Annotated in this window: 22 protein-coding genes; 7 read left to right on the top strand and 15 right to left on the bottom strand. The window is 54.0% G+C overall.

Features of this window, described 5'->3' with window-relative positions; genetic code table 11:
- Window positions 1-65 precede the first annotated feature (65 nt).
- Complete coding sequence (gene dksA, locus ACFQ1Z_RS13755; RefSeq protein ID WP_379058677.1) at window positions 66-488, top strand: RNA polymerase-binding protein DksA; 423 nt, start codon at window positions 66-68, stop codon at window positions 486-488.
- Window positions 489-645: 157 nt separating this feature from the next.
- Here the strand turns inward: dksA and ACFQ1Z_RS13750 are convergent, their stop codons facing one another.
- From ACFQ1Z_RS13750 to ACFQ1Z_RS13715, 8 genes are all read right to left on the bottom strand, one after another.
- Entirely contained in the window at window positions 646-1767 is a 1122-nt protein-coding gene (locus ACFQ1Z_RS13750; RefSeq protein WP_379058674.1) for a deoxyguanosinetriphosphate triphosphohydrolase, read from the bottom strand.
- 17 nt (window positions 1768-1784) lie between these two features.
- Complete coding sequence (aroB, locus tag ACFQ1Z_RS13745; RefSeq protein ID WP_379058671.1) at window positions 1785-2864, bottom strand: 3-dehydroquinate synthase; 1080 nt, start codon at window positions 2862-2864, stop codon at window positions 1785-1787.
- The gene (locus tag ACFQ1Z_RS13740) at window positions 2852-3394 is read right to left on the bottom strand and encodes a shikimate kinase (protein ID WP_379058669.1); all 543 of its coding nucleotides are present in this window, start codon (window positions 3392-3394) and stop codon (window positions 2852-2854) included. Before ACFQ1Z_RS13740 ends, aroB begins: the two co-directional genes overlap by 13 nt.
- An 82-nt stretch (window positions 3395-3476) precedes the next feature.
- The gene (gene pilQ, locus ACFQ1Z_RS13735) at window positions 3477-5711 is read right to left on the bottom strand and encodes a type IV pilus secretin PilQ (protein WP_379058666.1); all 2235 of its coding nucleotides are present in this window, start codon (window positions 5709-5711) and stop codon (window positions 3477-3479) included.
- Window positions 5708-6238: a pilus assembly protein PilP gene (locus tag ACFQ1Z_RS13730; RefSeq protein WP_379058664.1), complete on the bottom strand. Its 531-nt coding sequence runs from the start codon at window positions 6236-6238 to the stop codon at window positions 5708-5710. The genes pilQ and ACFQ1Z_RS13730 overlap by 4 nt, the downstream gene beginning before the upstream one ends.
- Window positions 6235-6882 (bottom strand): type IV pilus inner membrane component PilO, encoded by a 648-nt coding sequence (pilO, locus tag ACFQ1Z_RS13725; protein ID WP_379058661.1) that lies wholly within the window; start codon window positions 6880-6882, stop codon window positions 6235-6237. Before pilO ends, ACFQ1Z_RS13730 begins: the two co-directional genes overlap by 4 nt.
- Window positions 6883-6890: 8 nt before the next feature.
- Complete coding sequence (locus ACFQ1Z_RS13720) at window positions 6891-7484, bottom strand: PilN domain-containing protein (RefSeq protein WP_379058658.1); 594 nt, start codon at window positions 7482-7484, stop codon at window positions 6891-6893.
- The gene (locus ACFQ1Z_RS13715) at window positions 7481-8554 is read right to left on the bottom strand and encodes a pilus assembly protein PilM (protein WP_379058656.1); all 1074 of its coding nucleotides are present in this window, start codon (window positions 8552-8554) and stop codon (window positions 7481-7483) included. Before ACFQ1Z_RS13715 ends, ACFQ1Z_RS13720 begins: the two co-directional genes overlap by 4 nt.
- 210 nt (window positions 8555-8764) lie before the next feature.
- Between ACFQ1Z_RS13715 and ACFQ1Z_RS13710 the strand changes: the two genes are divergently transcribed.
- Both ACFQ1Z_RS13710 and ACFQ1Z_RS13705 read left to right on the top strand, forming a co-directional pair.
- Entirely contained in the window at window positions 8765-11188 is a 2424-nt protein-coding gene (locus tag ACFQ1Z_RS13710; RefSeq protein WP_379058653.1) for a penicillin-binding protein 1A, read from the top strand.
- A 21-nt stretch (window positions 11189-11209) separates the two neighbouring features.
- Window positions 11210-11854 carry a hypothetical protein gene (locus ACFQ1Z_RS13705; protein ID WP_379058650.1) on the top strand — a complete coding sequence of 215 codons (645 nt, stop codon included), beginning with the start codon at window positions 11210-11212 and terminating at the stop codon, window positions 11852-11854.
- Between the two features lie 56 nt (window positions 11855-11910).
- Here ACFQ1Z_RS13705 and ACFQ1Z_RS13700 read toward each other — a convergent pair whose 3' ends face one another.
- From ACFQ1Z_RS13700 to ACFQ1Z_RS13675, 6 genes are all read right to left on the bottom strand, one after another.
- The gene (locus ACFQ1Z_RS13700; protein ID WP_379058648.1) at window positions 11911-13653 is read right to left on the bottom strand and encodes a TolC family protein; all 1743 of its coding nucleotides are present in this window, start codon (window positions 13651-13653) and stop codon (window positions 11911-11913) included.
- The gene (locus ACFQ1Z_RS13695) at window positions 13650-14957 is read right to left on the bottom strand and encodes an HlyD family secretion protein (RefSeq protein WP_379058646.1); all 1308 of its coding nucleotides are present in this window, start codon (window positions 14955-14957) and stop codon (window positions 13650-13652) included. The genes ACFQ1Z_RS13700 and ACFQ1Z_RS13695 overlap by 4 nt, the downstream gene beginning before the upstream one ends.
- Window positions 14950-16623, bottom strand: a complete 1674-nt coding sequence (locus ACFQ1Z_RS13690) for a peptidase domain-containing ABC transporter (protein WP_379058643.1) — start codon at window positions 16621-16623, stop codon at window positions 14950-14952. The genes ACFQ1Z_RS13695 and ACFQ1Z_RS13690 overlap by 8 nt, the downstream gene beginning before the upstream one ends.
- Window positions 16624-16751: 128 nt before the next feature.
- Window positions 16752-18152, bottom strand: a complete 1401-nt coding sequence (locus tag ACFQ1Z_RS13685) for an ammonium transporter (protein WP_379058640.1) — start codon at window positions 18150-18152, stop codon at window positions 16752-16754.
- Between the two features lie 15 nt (window positions 18153-18167).
- Window positions 18168-18506 (bottom strand): P-II family nitrogen regulator, encoded by a 339-nt coding sequence (gene glnK, locus ACFQ1Z_RS13680; RefSeq protein ID WP_018986930.1) that lies wholly within the window; start codon window positions 18504-18506, stop codon window positions 18168-18170.
- A 76-nt stretch (window positions 18507-18582) separates the two neighbouring features.
- Entirely contained in the window at window positions 18583-19554 is a 972-nt protein-coding gene (locus ACFQ1Z_RS13675; RefSeq protein ID WP_379058636.1) for a TorF family putative porin, read from the bottom strand.
- Between the two features lie 224 nt (window positions 19555-19778).
- Between ACFQ1Z_RS13675 and ACFQ1Z_RS13670 the strand changes: the two genes are divergently transcribed.
- Genes ACFQ1Z_RS13670 through ACFQ1Z_RS13660 form a run of 3 tightly spaced genes read left to right on the top strand, consistent with a single transcriptional unit; the run spans window position 19779 to window position 22131 of the window.
- Window positions 19779-20078, top strand: a complete 300-nt coding sequence (locus ACFQ1Z_RS13670; RefSeq protein ID WP_379058634.1) for an accessory factor UbiK family protein — start codon at window positions 19779-19781, stop codon at window positions 20076-20078.
- Window positions 20079-20116: 38 nt separating this feature from the next.
- Window positions 20117-21616, top strand: a complete 1500-nt coding sequence (locus ACFQ1Z_RS13665) for a YifB family Mg chelatase-like AAA ATPase (RefSeq protein ID WP_379058632.1) — start codon at window positions 20117-20119, stop codon at window positions 21614-21616.
- 11 nt (window positions 21617-21627) lie between these two features.
- Window positions 21628-22131 (top strand): DUF1993 domain-containing protein, encoded by a 504-nt coding sequence (locus ACFQ1Z_RS13660; protein WP_379058630.1) that lies wholly within the window; start codon window positions 21628-21630, stop codon window positions 22129-22131.
- A gap of 4 nt (window positions 22132-22135) precedes the next feature.
- On the opposite strand, the gene ACFQ1Z_RS13655 is transcribed toward ACFQ1Z_RS13660, so the two are convergent.
- Entirely contained in the window at window positions 22136-22546 is a 411-nt protein-coding gene (locus tag ACFQ1Z_RS13655; RefSeq protein ID WP_379058627.1) for a hypothetical protein, read from the bottom strand.
- Between the two features lie 336 nt (window positions 22547-22882).
- Between ACFQ1Z_RS13655 and ACFQ1Z_RS13650 the strand changes: the two genes are divergently transcribed.
- Window positions 22883-23038 (top strand): hypothetical protein, encoded by a 156-nt coding sequence (locus ACFQ1Z_RS13650; protein ID WP_379058624.1) that lies wholly within the window; start codon window positions 22883-22885, stop codon window positions 23036-23038.
- Window positions 23039-23307 lie beyond the last annotated feature (269 nt).

Below are 23307 nucleotides of genomic sequence, written 5' to 3'. Positions count from 1 at the left end.
ACGTAATGCAGTAAAAAGCGCCGTAAAGGCAGTAATAACAAGTAGTTTCGTCCTTTGGAACCATCATGGCAGACACCGTTAACAAATCTTTTATCCCTTACCAGCCAGCGGCCGGTGAGGAGTACATGAACAAAAAACAGCAGGATCATTTCAAAAATATCCTCAATAACTGGAAAGCTGAACTCAGTCACGATATTGACCGTACGGTGCACACCATGCAGGACGAAGTGACCAGCTTTGCCGACCCGAACGACCGCGCCAGCCAGGAATCAGACATGGCGCTGGAATTACGCAACCGTGACCGTGAGCGCAAGCTGATCAAGAAGATAGACGAGACATTGCGCAACATTGATGGCGGCGATTATGGCTATTGCGAAGGCTGCGGCATTGAAATCGGTCTCAAACGCCTGGAAGCACGCCCAACGGCCACACTTTGCATTGATTGCAAAACGCTGGATGAAATGCGTGAAAGGCAAGTCGCTAAATAGCTGACTGCCAGAAAAAAAGCGAGTGCGCATAAACGCCACTCGCTTTTTTTATTGCCGTAATACGCTTAACCCGCCCTGCCAGCCACCTGGCAATCTCACGTCACCCAACCTGGGTGCCTCAACCCTCATTCACAGCCACAGCAGCGGCCTTAGTGTTTTACCAGTTTTCTTCTACCGAAAAAAGCCGCTTATGCTCACGGATGGCGTAGCGGTCTGTCATGCCGGCAATATAGTCGGCGACTGCACGCGCCTGGTCTTGTCTGGCAGCCAGTTGATGCTCATCCGGCATTAATTTGGGTGACTGCATAAAGGCAGTGAATAACTCTTCAATGATGCGGCCGGCTTTAGCACTCATGCGATTGACTTTGTAATGCCGGTATAGATGCTCGCGCAAGAATTGTTTCAGTTCGTGGTTTTTATCAGCAATTTGCTGGCTGAAGCCGACCAGATACGCTGCTTTACGCACATCCTCAATATCCGCCGGATTGAGTGCGGCTATGGCTTGCTGGCTCTGTTCACATAGATCGACCACCAGCACATTGATCATGCGGCGTATGGTTTCATGGATCAGGCGTTTCTCTTCTATCTCGCCATACACGCGTTTGACTTCTGCCATATTCTCGGCAAACAGCTGTATGCCGGATAGCTGCTGTATGGTGATCAGGCCGGAGCGCAAGCCATCATCCACATCGTGGTTGTTATAGGCGATCTCATCGGCGAAATTGGTGATCTGTGCCTCCAGACTGGGCGACTGCTTGCGCAGGAAGCGTTCGCCTACATCGCCTAACTGCTCGGCATTTTTGCGCGAACAATGTTTGAGTATGCCTTCACGTACTTCAAAGCTCAGGTTCAGGCCGTCAAAGCTGGCATAACGGTTTTCCAGCAGATCGACCACACGCAGGGACTGCAGGTTATGCTCAAAGCCGCCAAAATCGCGCATGCAATGGTTGAGCGCATCTTGCCCGGCGTGGCCAAATGGCGTATGGCCCAGGTCATGCGCCAGCGCGATCGCTTCGGCCAGGTCTTCATGCAACCCTAGCGTACGCGCAATACCGCGCGTCAGCTGTGCGACTTCTATACTGTGGGTCAGGCGGGTGCGGAACAAGTCGCCTTCATGGTTGACGAACACCTGGGTCTTATATTCCAGGCGACGGAAAGCAGTAGAGTGAATGATGCGGTCGCGGTCGCGCTGAAACACATTGCGCGTGGGCGATTCCTGCTCAACAACCTTGCGGCCACGCGTTTGTTCGGGATGAGCGGCAAAGCTGGCTAAGGTCATTGTTGGTCTTTATATGATCAAGCAGCTAGCGAGAGCGTCTGCTGTAGTTTATCGGCATCATAATCAGCGGTGATCACCGCCTTGCCTATCGCCTGCTGCAAGATCAGGCGTATGCGGCCATCAGAAACTTTTTTATCCAGTTGCATGAGCCGCAGGTATTCTTCGGCGCCAAAGTCAGGTGCCTCTATCGGCAATTTGGCCGCCAGCATGATGTCTTTGATGCGCTGCACTTCGGCCGCATTGAGCCAGCCCATGCGCTGTGACAGGTCAGCCGCCATGATGGTACCGGTGGCCACGGCTTCGCCATGCAGCCACACGCCATAACCCATGGCGTTTTCTATGGCATGACCAAAGGTATGGCCCAGGTTCAGCAACGCGCGCTCGCCCTGCTCGTGCTCGTCCACCGCCACCACTTCGGCCTTGTTCTGGCAAGAACGATATATCGCATAGCTGGCCACGGCAGTATCCAACGCCATCAGCGCAGACATATTGGTTTCCAGCCAGTCAAAAAAATCGGCATCGCGTATCAGGCCATATTTGATCACTTCGGCCACGCCTGCGGATAATTCACGCTGCGGCAAGGTTTTCAGGGTATCTATATCAGCCAGCACCAGCTTAGGCTGGTAAAACGCGCCTATCATGTTTTTGCCCAGCGGGTGGTTGATGCCGGTTTTGCCGCCCACGCTGGAATCTACCTGCGACAGCAAAGTGGTAGGGACCTGGATAAACGGCACGCCGCGCAAATAGGTGGCTGCCGCATAGCCGGTCAGGTCACCGATCACGCCACCCCCCAATGCGATCAGGGTAGTGTTACGCTCACAGCGGTTTTGCAGCAAATGGTCATAAATGGTTTGCAGCGTTTCGTTGTTCTTGTAAGCCTCACCATCCGGCAGGATGATCTCAATGACACTGATACCGGCGTCGCGCAAAGGCTGGGCCAGCGCTTGCATATACAAGGGCGCAACCGTGGTATTGCTGACGATGGCGACCTGTTTGCGCTTGAGGTGCGGCAGTATCAGTTCGGCCTGGCTCAGCAGGCCATTGCCGATATGGATAGGGTAGCTACGGTCAGCCAGGCTAACAGTTAAGGTTTGCATGTGGACTCCAGCGCTTGCAACGCGCTTTCAATTTTTTGGATGATGACAGCCACCGGCTGATGTCCGGTATCCACGATCAGATCGGCAGTTTCGGTATACAGGGGGTTGCGGGCGTGAAACAGCTGCTCCAGCTTGGCCTTGACGTCTACATTTTGCAGCAAGGGGCGATTTTTATCATTGCGGGTACGCAGGTACAGCTCATTGACATTGGCGCGCAGATAAATCACATAGCCATACTGTTTGAGTAGCACCCGGTTTTCAGGGGCGATGATGGCGCCGCCGCCGGTGGCCAGCACGATATTATCCTGCTGCCCCAGCTCTTCGAGCATGGCGGTCTCGCGCTTGCGAAAGCCCTCCTCACCTTCCAGTTCAAAGATGGTAGGGATCTTGACGCCGGTGCGCTGCTCTATCACGTGATCGGTATCATAGAAGGTTTTGCCCAGGTTTTTGGCGATCAATTTGCCAACCGTGGTTTTGCCTGCACCCATCAAACCGATTAAAAAAATATTATTTGGTATACGCCCGCTCATAAAAAAGCCCAACCGATCCAGTTGGGCATTTTAAGGCAAAGCACGCCCGCTGTCAGTAACAGCCGGGCTTGCCAGCGGCAATTTAGTTCAAAGCCAGCGTTTCATCCATCACTTTAGGCGTGATAAAGATCAACAGTTCAGTCTTGTCCTCTTGCTTGGTGTTGCGTTTAAACGCATAGCCAACCACCGGCAAGTCACCAAAGAATGGCACTTTATCGGTACTTTTACGTGACACCTGCTCGTAAATACCGCCCAGAACAACGGTTTCGCCATTGCCGACCAGCACTTGCGTCTGCACGTTCTGCGTATTGATCGCCACCCCGCCAGGCAAGTTCTCGCCACGGCTGTCTTTACGCACATCGAGGTCCATGATGATCTTCTGGTCCGGCGTGATCTGCGGCGTCACTTCCAGGCTGAGTTCAGCCTTTTTAAAGCTGACCGCAGTGGCACCGCTACTGGTAGCCGTCTGATAAGGGATCTCCACCCCTTGCGCGATACGTGCTTTTTGCTGGTTGGCCGTGGTCACGCGTGGACTGGAGATCACTTTACCGCGTGAGTCTGCCTCCAGCGCTGACAATTCAAGGTTCAACAGCAAATTGGCTGACAGTTTAAGCAGGCTGAGGGCGATACCGCCGTAAGCGTTGCTGACTGGCAGGTTGGACATCAGGTCAGGCAAGCCGTCAGAACTGGTCAAGGTGCTGCCATTGTTGCTGGCGGTTTGTATGCTGCCGTTATGCGTGCCCTGGGTAGCGACACCGGTGGCGGAGACTTCAGTAAACCGGTTACCCAAAGAGCCGCTGACTGTCATATTGGTGTTGCTGCCCGGCGTACCGGTTTGCGTGATGCCGAAACGCGCACCCAAAGCCTTGGAAAAAGTATTCGAAGCGATCACCATGCGTGACTCTATCATCACCTGCTTTACCGGCACATCGACCTTATTGATGATGGCCTGGATCTCATCCAGCTTCTTGGGCGTATCCTGCACAAAGATGGTATTGGTACGCACATCAAAGGTGACGCTACCGCGTTGTGACAGGATGCGGTTCATACGCCCTGCGCCAGAACCACTGGTACCGCCCACTGCAGCACCGGCTGAAGCGCCGCCGCCGGTCATGCTGGGCCCGCCACCCAATAACATATTCCTGAAATCGGCTGCTTTCTGGTATTTGAGGGAGAATACTTCGGTGCGCAAGGTTTCCAGCGTTTCACGCTCTGCGTCTGCGGTTAATTGCGCTTTCTCCTTGGCTGCGAATTCCTCGGCCGGGGCGATGGAGATGACACTGCCATTCACACGCATATCCAGACCTTTGCTTTGCATGATCACATCCAGCGCCTGGTCCCATGGCACATCTTTCAGGCCTATGGTGACGCTGCCGGAGACAGAGTCACTGACAACGATGTTTTTACCAGTGAAGTCAGCGATCACTTTCAATACATCCCTGACATCCACACGCTGAAAGTTAAGTGATAGCTTTTCACCGGCATAGCCCTGCTTGGAGCCCTGGATCAATTTATTCGGGTCCCTGACCACTGGCCGTATATCCACCACCAGTTTGCGGTCAGCCTGATAAGCCGACTGCTCCCAGTCACCCTGCGGTTCGATCACGATCTGTGCCTGGTTGTTATGGCGCAAAGCATCTACATACAGCACCGGCGTGTTGAAATTGATCACATTGAGGCGGCGTTGCAGCGACTCAGGCAACTCGGTGTTGCTGAAATCGATGACCACGGTCTTACCGGCATTGCGCACATTCACGCCCACGCGGCTGTCAGACAGGTCGACCATGATACGGCCTTCACCATTCTTGCCACGCACAAAATCAATATTCTGGATGCGGTGATTCGCGACCGCGGCCGGTTCGGCATAGCGTCTGACTGCCGCCGCGGCAGGGGCCAGCTCGCTGCTGTCCTGCGCCAGCGCGATCAGCAGATTATTTTGTTGCAATTGCAACTGATGCTGTACCGGCTTGGAAAGATTGAGCACGATGCGGCTGCGGTCATTCGCCTGCGCGACCTGTACCGATTTCAACGCCCCCTGATTGATAGTCACCACATTCTTGCCGGTGGCATTACTGGTGCGCGGGATATCAAACACCACTCTGGGCGGATTGGTCAGAGTAAAGCTGGCCGGCGCTGCAGACAAAGGCTGCGCCAGTTGCAGCTGCACGTTCAGCCGCCCACCGGGTAGTGTGGTCACCTCCACTGCCTGCAGCTGGTTATTGCCAGCCGGCATGTCGGCGGCCAGTGCCGCGTGCGTGGTCATGCCAACAAAAAATAATGCTAGCTGCGTAGCAAAAGATATCAGTGTTTTCATCATTGATGTTCCTGCAATTCCAATGTCGTCATTTGCTCGGCCCATTCACCAGTAACCGTGTCCTGAATGGTCTCTTTAACTTTTAATTCATACTTCAATGTCTGCCGGTTTTCTGCCAGCGCGGTGATCAGCCCCAGCTTCTCGCCCATATAATTGCCGGGCTTGACCTGGTAAACCATGTTGTCCGGCGTTTGTATGGTGGCAAAGGTCTTGCTCTTTTTACTCATCACGCCGACAAACTTCAGGCTTTCCAGCGGATAAGCTTCCAGCGGTTCTTTGTGGCGTTTGAGGTCAGGCTGAAACGTGTTTTGCACCGCCGCCTTGCGTGGCAGGAACGGGTCATGCAACACACCATCGGCGTTATATTGCTTGGGTGAAAAACCCTGCACCTGCGGCAATGGCTCTATAGGCGCTACCGGTGTCTGGTTGGCTTCATTCATAAACTGCGTCAGATCATCCTCTTTAGCGGCGCCGCATGCTGCCAGCAACAGGCTCAGGCCGATCATGGTCAGGGTGGGGATACGCATCATTTTTTACCTGCCTTGGCGTCTTCTTGTGCCTTGCGTGCCGCGACTTCTTCCGCGTCCAGATAGCGGTAAGTCTTGGCCACCGCTTCCATGACCAGAATGTCTTTATGCGGCTGTTTCTCGTCTTTGGCCAACGGCTGCACTTGCAGATTGTGCAAAGTGACTATGCGCGACAACTTGGCCACTTCGGTGACGAAAGCACCCAGTTCGTGATAACGCCCCAGCACTTTGATGCTGATAGGCTTTTCGGCATAAAACTCGGCAAACACTTCCGGCTGCGGCACAAAGGCCTCAAACGATAGACCCTGGCTCAAACCGGCCTGGTTGATGTCGGTCAGCAGGCCATCCATCTCGGATTTATCCGGCAATTGCTTGAGCAACACACCAAAGGTACGCTGTATCTCCAGCACTTGCTGTTCATAGGCTGGCACGCGCAGCGCCTGCATCTTTTTGGCGAGGTATTCATCGCGCAAGCCCTGCTCTTTTTCTTTTTCGGTGTTTAGTGCCTTGAGGTTAGGGTTGAGCAGGAACACATAGCCCAACACCAGCAGCACGACTGCCAATATGCTCAGCAACACGACTTTCATGGGCACTGGCAGGTTGCCGGCGTTTTTTAAATCAATATTGTTAAAATCCGAAAGTTGCATGATGCGCCTTAACTTTTTGCTGCCGCAGGCTTTTGCTGGGCCTGGCTGGCATCCGTTTGCTCCGGCTTGAGCATGATCCGGAGTACGAACTCATATTGCTTGATGTCTTGCTGATTAGTGCTCGCCTTGATCTCCACCAGATTAGGGTTATGGATAATGGCCGAGTCGCTCAGGTTGTGCACCAGCGAGGCGACCCTGGCATTGGTGTCGGCGACACCTTTCAGCTCTATCTCGTCTTCTACCTGCTTGATGCTTTTCAGCGACACGCCTTCCGGCAACAGCCTGGCCAGTTCGTCGAGGATCTGCACCGCCTGGTTACGATCACTCTGCAGGCCTTCAACGATCTGCTTGCGTTCAAGCACGTGCTTGATCTGGTCCTTGAGCGTCACTATCACCGCGATCTCTTTATCCAGACGCACCATCTCATCCTGCAGGCGCTGGTTACGCTCCTGCTGGCTACGGATCTGTGCGCCTACATAACTCCAGCTGACAAACAGAATGGCAGCAGAAGCAATGGCGACCAGCGAGGCCATCAGGCCGAATTCACGCTGGCGTTCAGCACGGCGTATCTGTCTATGTGGTAGCAGGTTGACTTTAATCATGCGTCCACCCCGCGCAATGCCAGGCCACAGGCGATCATCAGCGCCGGCGCATCGGTTCCCAGCTGATTAGCCTTGATCTTGTTCACCAGTGTCATGCCATGAAACGGGTTGGCTACCAGCGTGTGTATCTCGGTTTTTTGCTGTATCAGCGCCGCCAGGCCTGTAGTCGCCGCCACGCCACCTGCCAATAGCAGATGATCCACCTTGTTGTACTGGGTAGAATTGGTGAAGAAAGACACGGCACGCGCCGCTTCACCGGCCAGCGTCTGCAAAAACGGTTGCAGCACTTCCTGTTCGTAAGAATCCGGCAAGCCACCCTGGCGTTTGGCGATCTCGCTTTCTTCCGGAGAAAGCCCGAACCGGCGCTGGATCTCCTGTGACAGCATGGCGCCGCCAAAAGCCTGCTCACGCGCATACACCGAATGCAGGCCGACCATCACGCTGATATGGGTGACATGGGCACCGATATCGAGAATCATGGTCACGGTCTTTTTGGTGTGCTCGGGTAACTGTTTGAAAATCTGGCGGTAGGCGGTTTCAGTGGCATAGGCATCCACATCCATGATGCTGACTTTCAGGCCAGCCTCTTCGGCGATGGCGACCCGGTCATCAATCTTTTCTTTTTTGGCGGCCGCGATCAGCACTTCAACTTCATCGGTGTTTTTACCTATAGGCCCCAGCACCTGAAAATCGAGGTTCATTTCTTCGAGCGGAAACGGAATGTACTGGTTGGCCTCGGCTTCAACCTGCAACTCGAGGTCTTCATCACTGAGCCCGGCCGGCATGATCACGCGTTTTGAAATAACAGCAGAAGCAGGCAAAGCCATGACCACCTGGCGCGCACGCGAGCCCAGCAATCGCCAGGCCGAACGTATGGTGTCTGCCACCTGGGTCAGGTCATTGATATTGCCGTCGCTGATCACGCCCTTAGGCAAGGCGACGCTGGCGTAACCATCCAGTCGGAACTGATGTTTGCCTATTGCCGACAACTCCACCATCTTGATAGCGGTCGCACTGACATCCACACCGATAAAACTGGTTTTTTTTCTTTGTAAAAAGCCCAGACTCAACTGAATCGCCCTTAGATTGTATTAAATTCCCAAAGGGGTATGCATCAAACGTGCCAACCCCAAACCTTTTAACTGCTTATATGCAAATACTGCGATCGCCCCAGCTGCGGACTATCTCCGACTATTTGCATGATTCCATAATTAACTGCCAATGAATCAGCAAAAAAAGATTACAATTCAGGGGTAATTCTCACGATGGCAACACTAGGCATGAATTCAAAACGCTGGTTACAGTCTTTTCTTTTTATCACCCTCATCGGCAGTTTGATCGTCGCAGCACTACTGGTATTGATGATTAGCATCCTCTACCCCTCGCTGCCATCACTAGAAGCACTGACCGATTACCACCCTAAACTCCCGCTGCGCATTTACGATGCCGAAAGCAACCTGATCGGTGAATTCGGCCAGGAAAGACGCGCCTTTGTGCCTATAGAACAAACGCCCAAAGTCATGAAAGACGCCATTCTGGCGATTGAAGACAGGCGCTTTTACCAGCACAACGGCATAGATACCACCGGCATACTGCGCGCTATACGCAACAACCTGACCGGGCGCGGCCACGAAGGCGCCAGCACCATCACCATGCAGGTGGCAAAGAATTTTTTCAGCAGCCCGACCACGCCACGCAATATGTGGACCAAGATCAAAGAGGCGCTGCTGGCGATCAAGATTGAAAACGCCATCAGCAAAGATAAGATACTCGAGCTCTACCTGAACCAGATCTACCTGGGCGAACGCGCCTATGGCTTTGCCGCCGCTTCCCGCACCTATTTTGACAAAGACCTGCGCCAGCTCAACCTGGCCGAAGCCGCGCTGCTGGCCGGCCTGCCAAAAGCACCCAGCAAATACGACCCTTATATACACCCGGATTTTGCGATCAGGCGTCAGCATGAAGTGCTGCGCGATATGCACCGCTACAAAATGATTTCGCAAAGCGAATTTGAGACTGCCATGAATGCGCCGCTCAAGTTCCAGTCATCCAAGCGCATGGTGCACGCCCTGGGGGCCGAATATGTGGCAGAGATAGTCCGCACCAGCCTGTATAAACGCTATGGCGAAAAAGTCTATAGCAGCGGTTTTAAGGTTTATACCACCATACACAAGCAGCACCAGGAAGCGGCCAATGCCGCGGTGATCCAGGGCATCATCAACTTTGAATTACGCCATGGTTTCCGTGGGCCGGAAAAAGTCATTTCTTTGCCATCCGGCAAAATCCGCGCTTCGGAAGCCAGGGAATTACTGCGTGATTTTGTCACTTATAACCAGTTTGTGCCCGCCTTGGTCACCAAGGTCGAACCCAACCTGCTCACTTTGGTCACTCAGCGTGGCACTGTGCTCAAGTTGCAGGATAAATCGCTGTTGCTGGTGAAGAATCATATGCCGCCAGCCAAACGGACCCCGACTTCACTGGTGGCCGGTGCGGTGATCCGTGTTTACCAGCAAAACGACAACTGGATGGTGGTGCAATTGCCTGAGGTGGAAAGTGGTTTTATTGCGCTCAACCCGGAAACCGGCCAGGTCAATGCACTGATAGGCGGTTTCAGCTTTCAGCGCAACAAATATAACCATGTGACGCAGGGCCGTCGCCAGCCCGGCTCCAGCTTCAAACCATTTATTTACTCGGCTGCGCTGGAAAAAGGCTATTCACCAGCCAGCGTATTTGAAGATGCGCCTATCAGCTTTGCCTCTACCGAAACTGGCAGCAACAGCAACTGGGAGCCACGTAACTACGATGAAAAATACGCAGGCCCCATGCGTTTGCGCGAGGCACTGGCACAATCGAAGAACACTATTTCTATCCGCCTGATGAATGCCATAGGGGCGCGCTATGCGCAAAACTACCTGCGTAAATTCGGCTTTAACCCTAAAGACCACCCGCCGTACCTATCGACCGCCCTGGGCGCCGGTTCAACCACCTCGTGGCAGTTGGCGGCCGCTTATGCCACCTTTGCCAACAGCGGCTACCAGGTGCACCCTTACCTGATAGAGAAGATCACCGATAGCCGTGACAAGGTGGTGATGGCAGTGCAGCCAGGCAAGCATATCTCGCAAGAGCGGGTCATAGACCAGCGCAATGCCTTTATCATCACCACCATGCTGCAGGACGTGGTGCGCGACGGTACGGCACGCGCCGCCTTGTCGCTGCGACGCCCGGACATCGCCGGTAAGACCGGCACCACCAACGACCAGTACGATGCCTGGTTCGCCGGTTATCACCCGAAAGAAGTCGCAGTGGCCTGGGTCGGTTATGACAGCCCGCGTAACCTGGGCCGTGGCGAAACCGGTGGTCGCGCCGCGTTGCCGATCTGGATCAAATACATGCAGGCCACGCTGAAAGGCGTGCCTATCTACCAGTACAAAGTGCCCGAGGGCATACTGCAACTGAAAGTGGATACTTACACCGGCGCGCAGGTTGGCGAAGATGACCAGGGCATCTATGAATATTTCTATGAAGAGCATTTGCCGCAATCGCAGCCGGAAAACCTGCCGGGATTATTCGACCCCTCCAGCGAGCAGGGGCCTGAACAGGATGAACCCTCGTTTCTGGAGCGTTTGATCGGGGAACATTCCGGCGGTGATGAGGACAGAAAAGTACCGGCCAACCCGGCGGCAAAACTATTGAGCCCTAACTAGATTATTGATGGTACAGCGCTTATGTTTGATGACTTTCCAAGTGATCTGCGCCAGGAAATAGCGCAATCGGCAGCCAGGCTGATGTTTGAAGAAGGCATCAGCGACTATGCGCGTGCCAAGCGCAAGGCGGTGAAACTGCTGGGCATACAGCAGGATGCGCCATTGCCGACCAATGCCGAGATAGATTCTGCCCTGCGTGAATATCATGCGCTGTATGCCGATGAGGCAGACGCTGCCCACTTGCTGGACCTGCGCCAGGCGGCGCTGCTGACCATGCAATTATTACAGAAATTCAACCCGCACCTGACTGGCCCGGTGCTGGATGGCACCGCCGGGCCTTATGCCGATACCGATATCCATGTGTTTGCCGAAAGCGCTAAAGAACTGGAGATCTATCTGCTCAACCAGAATATCCCCTACCATGGTGATGAACAGCACTACCGCATGTCGGACCGGCCCGGCAAGCAGAAGCATGAACTGGTGCGCAAACGGGTGCCGGTATTGCTGGTGGAGACACGCTTTGGTACGCAGCGCATCAGCATTTTCGAGGCCGATGATATACGCTCGGCGCCACGCAAGAACGGCGAGAAGTCAGGCATACATCGTATGAATCTGGCGCAGCTTAGCGAGATGGTGCGGGCGCAACCGCCGGCAGAGCCGACCTGAGCAGGCACCCTTGCGGCAGACGTGGCCGCGCCCTCGCCATCCCGGCGGCAAGCACCCTATTGCAAACTGATCTGGCCGTGGCCTAAAACGGTGCCGGTGGCAAAAGCCACATCGACCAGTGAAATCTGGTAATCACTGATGGCGCGTATCTCCTTCAGTTGTGCTTCACCCAGGCGGGTCAGGGTTTCCAGCACTTCTGTCATGGTGCGCAAGCCTTCATTAAACTGCTTGAGCTCGGCTTCGTAGTTGATGCCGGCGACCAGTACCTGCTGGCGCGCGGCGATGATACGCTGCCAGTTCTGGTCTATCTTATCCAGCGCATCATGGATCTCGCGTTTCACCGTCAGCGTCTGCAGGGTCTTGGTGGTCAGGCGCTGCATGCGCTGCGCAACCGCCCGGTCCAGCTTGGCTTTGCGCGCCTCGTTGCTGACCGGCATTTCGAATTTCAGACCCACTGACCAGTCGCGGTAACGGCCTTGGAACAAGTCCTGGCCGATATCGCTGAAGCGCTCGCCTGAGCCTGACAGTGCGCCATACTGGTAATCGAGCGAAAACATGGGCAAGGTCTGGTTCTGCAGATAATCGATCTGTATCAGGTCTGCACTGAGCTTGAGCTCCTGGTCCAGCAACTCGATACGGCTATCCAGCGCATCACGGATCAGGTGCGCGCGGTCAAACTCGAACCTGACCAGGTTAGGCGGGGTAGCCGGCACCCAAGGCGATTGTTTTTCCTGGTCGTCGGGCAGATCATTCAACAAAAACTGTAACTGCCGGTGAGCGAGCTTGAGGTTGGTTTCTGCCACGATAAGCGCTTCCATGCGGTCAGCCACGCCTATCTCGGCGCGATTGATCTCCACCTTTGCGGTGAGGCCTTCCTGCACCCGGCGTTTCACCATGGACAGATTCTGGCTGGCATACTCGAACTGGTTCTTTCTCACGTCCAGCGCCGCCCAGGCTTCGTACAACTCCCAATACGCCTTATCCACCATCGCCACTATGCGTATGGTCTGCAAACGCGTGCGTAACTGCACGCCATCCCTATCCAGCTCGGCGATGCGTATGCTGGCTTCATTGACATCGCGCCCGGCGTTGCGTAACAAAGGCTGGCTGAATGAAAAGCGCAAGGCACTACGGTATTGGTCACTGGCGAACTTGCCCAGGCTTTGCCGGTTTTCCAGCGGCGCACTCAGCGTCACGGTGCCGCCGGTACGCAACGGTACTTTGATACCGGCCTCTACATCCCAGTATTCTTTTTTCTGCGCATCCAGGTTCAGTTTTGCCAGCTCGCCATCGAGCAGTGGATTGTCAGATTTGATGATCACTTTGTCACCTGACATGGCCGGGGTATCTTTTTCGGCGTATTTGGCATAGGCAAAAATCACCTGGTCGAACTTGGCCTGTTCTTCACGCAATGACTGTCTGGCCAGTTCCGGGTCCATGCGTGCGACTTTGACCTGCAGGTTATTCTGCAGTGCACGCTGGCGGATATCAGTGATGGTGACCTGCTGGCCGCTTGCTTCGGGCAGCATGCTGTCGTCTTCGGGGTTATCAAACGGTTGCAGCGCGCGTTTGAGGTCAACAGCGACAGCAGGTCTGCGTTGCTGCTGCTTGATGGCGTCGTGCAGCGGCTGGCCCGGTTGCTGGCTGTAGTTTTCCAGTGCGCGGCCTTCCGGTTTCTGCAAGCGCTGCCGGGTGCGTGTGTCACTGACTTCGTCAGCGCCGGCCATATTGCCTATGCTGAGCAGCAGGCACAGGCTGGCAGGGAGTGACCACTGCCTGATGCAGCCTTTACGCCTCATGCCGGTTTGCCTGCGCCGGTGGTCAACGGTGACGGCTCTTGCGGGATACGCGGCGGGAAACCGTTCAGCAAGCGCCAGATCTCGTAGCCTATGGTCACGCGTTCCAGCAACACCCAGCCCTTGGCACTGATGCCCTGCCGCAGGAAGCGTGGTGAAGGCCATTCTGGTGAGCCGGGTTTGTGCACCACCATGATACGGAAATGCCCGCTGCCATTATCGGTAGGGTCAACAAATGAGATCTCGCCTTCAAAGGTGCCTACGCCGACTTGCGCCCAGCCCGGCACCTGTATGGCCGGCCAGCCTTCAAACTCCAGCCTGACTACGCTTTTTTGCGTGATCAGAGGTGCATCGCGGCCATCTACCCATAGTTCGACCGCACGTTGCGAGGTGTGCGGCACGATCACCAGTAAAGGGTCGCCCTGTTTGATGATTTGCGATTGCGAGTTCACCGGCAGGCGGAAAATAGTGCCGTCACGCGGGGCGACTATCTTTTGCATGTTTTGTCGTGCCAGCGAGATCTCTGAGCTATGTAGGCTGTTTTCACTATCTGCCATTTCGCCCTTGATCTTGTTGATGGTCGCCGAAGTCGAATCCAGGTAGGCCTGGGTATCCGAGCGTATCTGCTGGATATCGGCACCGGCAGAGCTGGTTTCGGCTTTGGCCGATTGCCATTGTGCCTGCGCCGCACTCAGGTTACGGCTGGCAATGATATGGTCGCGCTCGGCTACTTCCAGGTCACGTTTGGAAACCAGCCCGTCACCAAACAAACGTTGCAGACGCGCCACCTGCAAGCTGGCTGCGTCCAGGGTCGCCTGGGCAGAATTGACCGCCTCCTGGCTGCTGCGTATCTTCTGGTTGGCGACATCGAGTTTGTATTGCGCGGCGGCGATCTTGGCGTCACGCGCTGAAGTCAGGCTTTGCTTTTGTAGCTCGTAGGCACTTAATTCATCCTGCTTTGCCGTGAATTTGCTTTGCAGATTATCGCGCTGCGCTTCCAGGCGCTGCTTGAAATTAGGGTCGGTATCGCTGATCTCGAGTAGCAGGTCGCCTTCTTTGACTTGCGTGCCTTCTTGCACATGCCAGCGATTGATCAGCCCACTGACCGGTGCATCTATGGTCTGCACGCGCTCTGAAGGCGAATAGGCAGTGACTTTGCCCAGCGCAGTCACGTTTTGCTGCCAGGGCAAAAACATAAACAGCGTCGGCAGCACCAGCAACAGCCAGGCCATACGCCTGATCCACAGCCGCAACCGGTCTGGCGTTTCCACATCGCGCATCAGCGAGGTCTGCAATAAATTATGCATGGCCAGCCCCTGACTTGCCATTGCTCGCATCCAGCGTCACCACCTGCTGAAACTGCTGCGCAATATGCTTGAAGCGCGTGGTCACGATCAGCATCCAGTTGGCTTCGTAGCGCTTGAGCACAGTCAGCACCTGCTCCAGCTCATGCTGAGCCAGGCCATCCAGCAGGCCGTCTATGATCATCAAATCAGGCGCGCCTATCATGGCGCGCGCCAGCATCAGCCGTTGCAGCTGGGTGTATGACATGGGTGCACCATAATCAGTCAGTTCAGTGTCTATGCCGCGCTCCAGTTTACTGATGTCATCCCACAAGCCCAGCAGTTGCAGCACTTCTATGATCTCGTCTATCTCTACCTCGGTCCTGGTCAGGCGCAGGTTTTCCAGTATGCTGCCCTGCTGCCACTCCATCTTGTTCGCCACGCCTATGCGGTCGCGCAGGTGGTTGAGATCCAGTTGCCGCAGATCGATACCGTTATAGGTCAGATGCCCTTGCTCAGGCTGGCGCAAACCGGCGATCAGTTCCAGCAGCGTGCTTTTACCGGTGCCCAGTGCGCCGAGCACCGCCAGGCTTTGCCCGCGCTGCAGCGTAAAGTTGAGCTGGTTGACCAGCGCGGTCTGGTGGTGATGATTAAAGCTCAGGTCTATCGCCTGCAACTGGTGATAGCCATCGCTATTCGATTGATGCTGGCCTGAGGCTTCCACCGGCAATGTCTCGAGTACGCCCAGCTTATCCACCGCCGCCAGCAGGTCGTAAAAATATTCCAGCTTGGTGATAAAGCGCACAAAAGCCGACAGCACGCCAAAAATGATCAGCTCGGCCGCCACAAACTGGCCCAGGTTGATCTGCCCCTTGATCACCAGCGTACCGCCCAGCACCAGCATGGCGGTGCCTATCACCGCATACATGCTCACTGCGCTGATAAGCTGCGTCATCAATACTTTAAAGTGTGCACTTCTGGCGTCCAGGTAATACTCAGCCAGGTGCTCGGTCCTGTCGCGCGTGCGTTGCCTGGCGCCGTAGAATTTGGATAGCCATTTGTTACGCGCTATACTTTCCAGCCAAGCCGCCATCGTATATTTGGCCTTGGATTCCTGCACTGCAGTCAGCTCAGCCTGCTTGCCCAGCCAGAAGATCACCGCCCACAGCACCACCAGCATGATGATGACCAGGATGCCGAAATACAGGCTGTAAAAAAGCAGCACTATGCTGCCTATCAGACCTTGCAACAAGGCAGTCAGGCCTATGGTGAGCAGGGTCGCCACCGATTTCTGCACCGTCTGGATATCGAAATAGCGGTTGACCAGCTCTACCGGGTTATTTTTGTCATAGACAGAGACATGGATCTGCTGGGTATTCTGCGCGATCATCAAGCTACCGCGTATAAAGATACGCCGCTGTATTAGTTCAACCAGAAAACTTTCAATCGCATAAATGGCACCGGAGAGCGCCAGCAGGCAAAACAGGATAAAGCCGACCACATATAGCGGCTGCAATACGCCGCCCATGGTGACGAGATTGACCATGGTTTGCACCGCCACCGGTGTCGCGATGCCCAACAGGCCGTAGCCCATGGTGAGGTAAACCAATAGCAGGATGTCCTGCTTTTCAAAACTGATTAATTGGGAAACTCGTTGAAGAGGCGTTAATTCCGACTGTGCTTTTGCCATAATAAAGTTATTGTAATTCAGGCCCACTGCATTGGTAACCCTGCACTGCATTAAGTTCAAAAAAAAACGGCTCTGAAAGAGCCGTTTTTTCTAGCCAGCCTGCGGTCACAGGCGGCTAATTCTGATGATTACAAGCTGTATGCACGTTCACCATGCTCAGTTGTATCCAGACCTTCACGCTCGTACTCTTCGCTGACACGCAGACCAACCACCACATCAACGATTTTGTACAGGATCACGCTCACTACACCAGTCCAGATCAGGGTCACCACTACCGCGATGATCTGCGTAGTCACCTGGCCGCCCATGGTCACGCCTTCAGCGTAACCAACACCGCCCAGGCCAGGAGCCATCAGCACGCCAGTGCCAACCGCACCCCAGATACCAGCCAGACCGTGCACGCCGAATACATCCAGAGAGTCGTCGTAACCCAGTGCGCCTTTCAGCTTGGTCACGCCCCACAGGCTGATAAAGCTGGCGGTGAAACCGAGGATGATAGAACCCATAGGGCCGATGAAACCACATGCAGGGGTGATCGCAACCAGGCCGGCAACCGCACCTGAAGCAGCACCCAGCATGCTAGGCTTGCCTCTGAACAACCATTCAGCAAAGATCCAGCCCAATACCGCTGCCGCTGTTGCCAGTTGTGTATTCACCAGCACCATACCTGCAGTCGCATCCGCAGCCAGTTCGCTACCTACGTTAAAGCCGAACCAACCCACCCACAGCAATGAAGCACCTATCATGGTCATCACCAGGTTATGCGGAGGCATGGCTTCTTTACCGTAACCGATACGTTTGCCCAACATCACTGCGCCTATCAATGCAGCCAAACCAGCGTTGATGTGCACTACAGTACCGCCAGCAAAGTCTTTGGCACCCAGTTCAGCCAGGTAACCGCCACCCCACACCATGTGTGCGATAGGGATATAAGCAAATGTCACCCACAAAACGGTAAACAGCAACACGGCAGAGAACTTGATACGCTCGGCAAAACCACCGACGATCAGGCCAGGCGTCAGCGCGGCAAAAATCATCTGGAAGGTGAGGAAAACATATTCAGGAATCGTGCCGGTCAGGCTTTCAGTCGTGATACCAGACAGGAAGGCCTTGCTTAAACCACCGACTATCATATTGCCTTCGCTGAATGCCAGGCTGTAACCATAGGCCGCCCACAGCACAGAGATCAGCGAGAACACCACAAAGATCTGCATCAATACCGAGAGCATGTTTTTCTGGCGGACCAGGCCACCGTAGAACAGTGCCAGACCAGGGATAGTCATCAGGATCACCAGCACGGTCGCCACGATCATAAATGCAGTGTTACCTACATCTAGGGTTGCTGGCGCAGCTGCGGCTTCTGCAGAAGCAGCTTCTGCTGCTGGCGCTTCGGCTGCAGGGGCAGCATCAGGCGTCACGGTTTCCGTCACTGTCACAGTCTCTGTCACAGTTTCTTCAGCATAGCTGAGCGGAATCGCTGCCAGACCCATCAGGGCGACCAGCGAGAATACAGAAAGAATTTTCTTCATAGCTGAAGCCCTCTCCTATAACGCATCCGGACCGGTCTCACCGGTGCGGATACGATAAACTTGTTCCAAATCGAAGACAAATACTTTGCCATCGCCAATCTTGCCGGTCGCTGCTGCTTTCTCGATGGCATCTACCACCTGGTCCAGCATGTCATCTTTAATAGCCACTTCGAGTTTTACTTTTGGCAAAAAGTCTACGACATATTCGGCGCCACGATATAACTCGGTATGCCCCTTTTGGCGTCCAAACCCCTTTACTTCAGTGACGGTGATGCCTTGTACCCCAATGTTGGACAAAGCTTCACGCACCTCATCAAGCTTGAACGGCTTGATTATTGCGGACACAAATTTCATTTGCTTCTCCTGTTGTTAACTCTGGCAGGCACCGTGCCCGCCAGATGTGTTTACAGCACTTGTGTTTACAGCCGACTTAGAAAGTGCGGGTCAGTGTCAACACCAAACGACCTTCGTTCAGATCTTTACTTTGTGCACGTACGCTATCGCCTTTACCGTTAAAGCTGGTACCGCCGTAACCATTTTCGCCCCAGTACTGCTTATTGCTGGCGCCTACGTAGTAGATACCGCCGTTCCAGCCTTCAGAAGCACCGATCTTGAATGCTTTGCTCAAACCGATCTTGTAGTCAGTGTAGTCAGGGCTGGAAGCGCCTGAGAAACTTGAGCTTGGCAAGTTTGTGCCGCCGTCACTGGAGAATGTTGTATCCAGTTTACCATTTACATTCAATTGACCAACGTGACCAACCAGTGTCAGGTCCCACCATGGCAATGGATAGTTCGCGTTCACTTCAAAATAGGTACTGCCTTTGGTGCTGCCATCCCAGCCGGTCGCGCGCTCGGCACCGAACCAGTCAGTCAGGGTCACAGACAACTTGGCGCTTACCCAGCCATAAGCCAGGCCAAAGTTGACTTCAGCGGTATCCCAGCGGCCACCACGTGGTGTTAACACTGTGTTTGCACCATCTGGTCCAACAGAAGCAGAACCTCTGTATTTTTTCCATGAGCCACCTGGATACAGGTAACCGATCAAACCGACACTGTAGCCTAAACCTTCGACGCCAGGTACGGCACCATTATAACCACCGTACACATCGACTTCAGCCGTTGCATCAGGAAAAGTGTTAGGTGTGACGTTAGAACCCCAGGCACCGACATAAAAGCCGCTGTCGTGCGTAATGTCCAGGCCACCTTGTACAGAAGGTTTGTGCCAGTTTTGTGAAATACCGCGCGCGTAGTAATCAGACACGAAGCCGATGTTGGCTGTCGCTGCCCAAGGCGATTTAGCTTCTACAGCCGCTGGCGCTTTTTCTTCAGCTTCAGCTGCATAAGAAACTTGTGCCAGTGACAAGGTGCCTAATACTGCTGTAAGTAAAATAGATTGACGCATCTATGAGTCCTCTCTCTATAAAAGTCTTGATCGAATTGTTGTAAACGAGAATGAAACAACATTGACGACTAAGCAAAGCATGTGCCAATCTATATAATTGTTTAAAATCATATAGTTACATTATTTATTTTAAAATATAACTACCAATACTTATTTAAGTGATTGATTTTTATTGATTTATACAAATAAATGGCGGTTAAAACCTGGCTATTCAGCGGCCAGACATGCTAGAATCCAACAAAAAGGAGCACTGTGCCATGCTGTTTTCAAACGAGAGAATCAAAGAATTATCTTTTAAAATCAAACAATTAATAGAATCAAGCCCAATTTCAGAGCTTGAAGCTAATATTCACGCACTAATTCAGGGCGTGCTCACCAAAATGGAACTTGTTTCGCGTGAGGAATTTGATATACAGTCGGCTTTGCTGGCCCGCACCCAGCAACAATTACGTGACCTGGAACAAAAGATCAGCGCCCTGGAACAGGCACAAACACAAGCACAAGCAACAGAAAGTAAAAAATAATTTACAATTGTTAGCATTCCGTTAAGCAGGAGTGCAACATGAGTCTGGCCGTTTTATACAGTCGCGCCCTGAGCGGCATGCAAGCACCTGAAGTCGTGGTAGAGGTACATCTCGCCAATGGCCTGCCCAGCTTTACCATCGTCGGTTTGCCTGAAACCGAGGTCAAAGAGAGCAAAGACCGCGTGCGCGCCGCTATCCTAACCGCGCAATTCGAATTCCCCGCCAGGCGTATCACTGTCAACCTTGCCCCTGCCGACCTGCCCAAAGAAGGTGGCCGCTATGATCTGCCGATCGCGCTGGGCATACTGGCTGCTTCCGGCCAGCTGCCAAAAAAACATTTAGCCAGTTATGTGATTGCCGGTGAACTGGCGCTCACCGGCGCCCTACGGCCTATACGCGGCGCGCTGGCCATGACTTACCAGCTGCGCCAGGACAGCCTCAATATCCGCGCCGCGATTCTGCCCCAAGAGAGTGCATACGAGGCCAGCCTGGTCGAAGGTGCGACTATTTATGCAGCGGATAGCCTGCTTGCCGTGTGCGCGCATTTGTCCGGCAAACAGGCGTTGCCGCAGCAAGCAGCGCAGACCCACAGTGAAACACCCATGCTGGCAGATTACCGCGAAGTGAAAGGCCAGCTGCGTGCCAAGCGCGCGCTGGAACTGGCAGCCGCCGGACAGCACAGTGTATTGATGAGCGGCCCGCCCGGCACCGGCAAAAGTATGCTGGCGCATCGCTTTACCAGCATATTGCCCGCCATGTCCACGCAGGAGGCGCTGGAGAGTGCTGCGATATTGTCGTTGAACAGCCAGTTTCCTGCGACCAGCTGGAAACTGCGTTCGTTTCGCGCGCCGCACCATACGGCTTCTGCGGTGGCATTGGTAGGTGGCGGCAGTGTGCCGCGCCCGGGTGAGATCAGCCTTGCCCACCACGGCGTGTTATTTCTGGATGAGTTGCCGGAATTCGACCGAAAAGTGCTGGAAGTGCTGCGCGAGCCGCTGGAAAGCGGCAGCATTACGATTTCGCGTGCGGCCAGGCAGGCGACCTTTCCGGCACAGTTTCAGCTGATCGCGGCAATGAACCCTTGCCCATGCGGCTATTACGGCCACTATAACCAGCGCTGCCGCTGTACGCCGGAGCAGATCGCACGTTACAAGAACAAACTTTCCGGGCCGTTGCTGGACCGCATCGATATGAATATAGAAGTGCCGGCACTCAAGCCGGAAGAGCTGAGCCATAGCCAGGCTGGCGAAGACAGTGCCGTTATCCGCGAGCGCGTCATTCTGGCCAGGCAGCGGCAGATGCTGCGCCAGAACAAGCCAAATGCCGCGCTGGGGCCGCTGGAAATCGACAGGCATTGCCAGCTGGATGACAAAAGCCATACCCTGTTGCAGGCAGCGATGAGGAAATTCTCGCTCTCGGCACGCAGCTATCACCGCATCCTCAAACTGGCGCGCACCATCGCTGATCTGGCGGCCAGCCCAACCATCAGTGATGCTCATATCGCGGAAGCGTTACAATATCGTCGTTATGAATATTGAGAATATGAGCCATGCATTTATATGATGTGAGTATCGCGCCGCTGCTGCGCAACCTGCAAAACCTGAAACACATACTGCAACAAGGTGAACTGTATGCAGAGCAAAAGAAAGTGGCGCCAGAGGTGCTGCTCAACAGCCGGCTGTCTGTCGATATGTATCCACTGACCAATCAGGTGCAGCTGGTCAGCGATATGAGCAAGGGTGCCGGTGCCAGGTTGGCCGGGCTAGCGATCCCGCAGTATGCAGATGATGAAACCAGCTTTGCGATGCTGTATGCACGCATAGATAAAACCGTGGATTTTCTAGCGCAGATCCAGCCAGAACAATTAGCCGGTGCTGAAAGCAAACAGGTGGTACTCACCATACGCAAAGCCGAGCTTAGCTTTACCGGGCTTGATTACCTGGAGAAATGGGTGATGCCCAATGTCTATTTTCACAGCACCACCGCCTATAACATCTTGCGCCACCTAGGCGTGCCTTTAGGCAAAACCGATTACCTGGGGCAAAAACGCTAAGCGTTCACTTGTGTGCGCGCCAGTAACCACCGCCTGCGGGTTCATCTTTGAGCATGGCCTGCCGGCGCAGGGTTTCAAAGGCTTCATTGTGTGAAATATTCTGCGCCTGGGCGATCTCAGCCGCGCGTGCATTGGCCCTGTCTACCCAGGCCGGGTCTTGCTGGTAGCCCCGGTCCTGCATGCATCTGTCCAGCACCCGCGATTGCCTGGCCATTTTTTCCAGTTTCTGAAAAGCTAGCGCCTCTGGCAGACCGGCCGCAGCCTTGCCGGCGATCAAATCACATTGGTTAATTGTCTGCGCCAGTGCGCTGAGCGGCATGTCGCCACTGTCTTCGGTCAGGTTTTGCCAGTAGAGCACAGCGGCAGCAATGATAGCCAGCAAAGCAACAATCCCTACAAGCCGAATAGTTTTCATTTTAGAAATACTTTCATAGTGAGGCCTTCATGGTGAGGTCTTCATAATTAGCCAGGGACAGGCTGCCCATTCTGCGCGCATTTTTGCGTTTTCACCAATTTTTGCGTTTTCACCAATTTTTGCGTTTACCAACTTTTGCGTTTACCCCGGCAGGCCAGCCTGTGACACATGTCTTGCACATTTACTTCATTAAATCTTCATACACGCGCTGTAAGCTGTTGATTAACAGGATGAATAGCAGATGTAAATAAGCGTGAATTACGCGGCTTTGCCATCAAGAGTTTATCCGAAATGACGTTACTAGACTTATACAGATGCGCTATAAAGGAAACAATCATGAATCAATGGCTGGAAGAACCCCTGACCTACACGGCTAGCATGCCGGAACTGATGACAGCGCAGGACATTATGTACCTGGCGGAAGACATCGTGGCTGACAATAATATACTGGCGATCTACAAACCTGCAGAGCTGTCGCTGGAAGTGGTTTAAGCAGCATTCGCTTTACCAGGCACAGATCGCATCCTGTGCCATCTTGTGCTGATAACTGAATCTATCAGCAACCCCGCCCAGTCGCCAGCTCCTGGTGACTTTTTTGATCAAAGCTTTTAAATCACGGCTTACGATCACAGCTTCCCAAACACAGCTTTCCAATCACAGCGTTCAAACATCCTTTTGTAGGAGATATACGCATAGACAGCCGTCTTATGTTTGCCTAGAATAAACTTTCCCTCAACTATCACGACAGGAGGCAATCATGT

The sequence above is a fragment of the Methylophilus luteus genome (assembly GCF_042676265.1).
Classification (GTDB): domain Bacteria; phylum Pseudomonadota; class Gammaproteobacteria; order Burkholderiales; family Methylophilaceae; genus Methylophilus; species Methylophilus luteus.
Note: the sequence above shows the minus strand (reverse complement) of the source record. Positions and strands in the feature narration are given on the sequence as shown.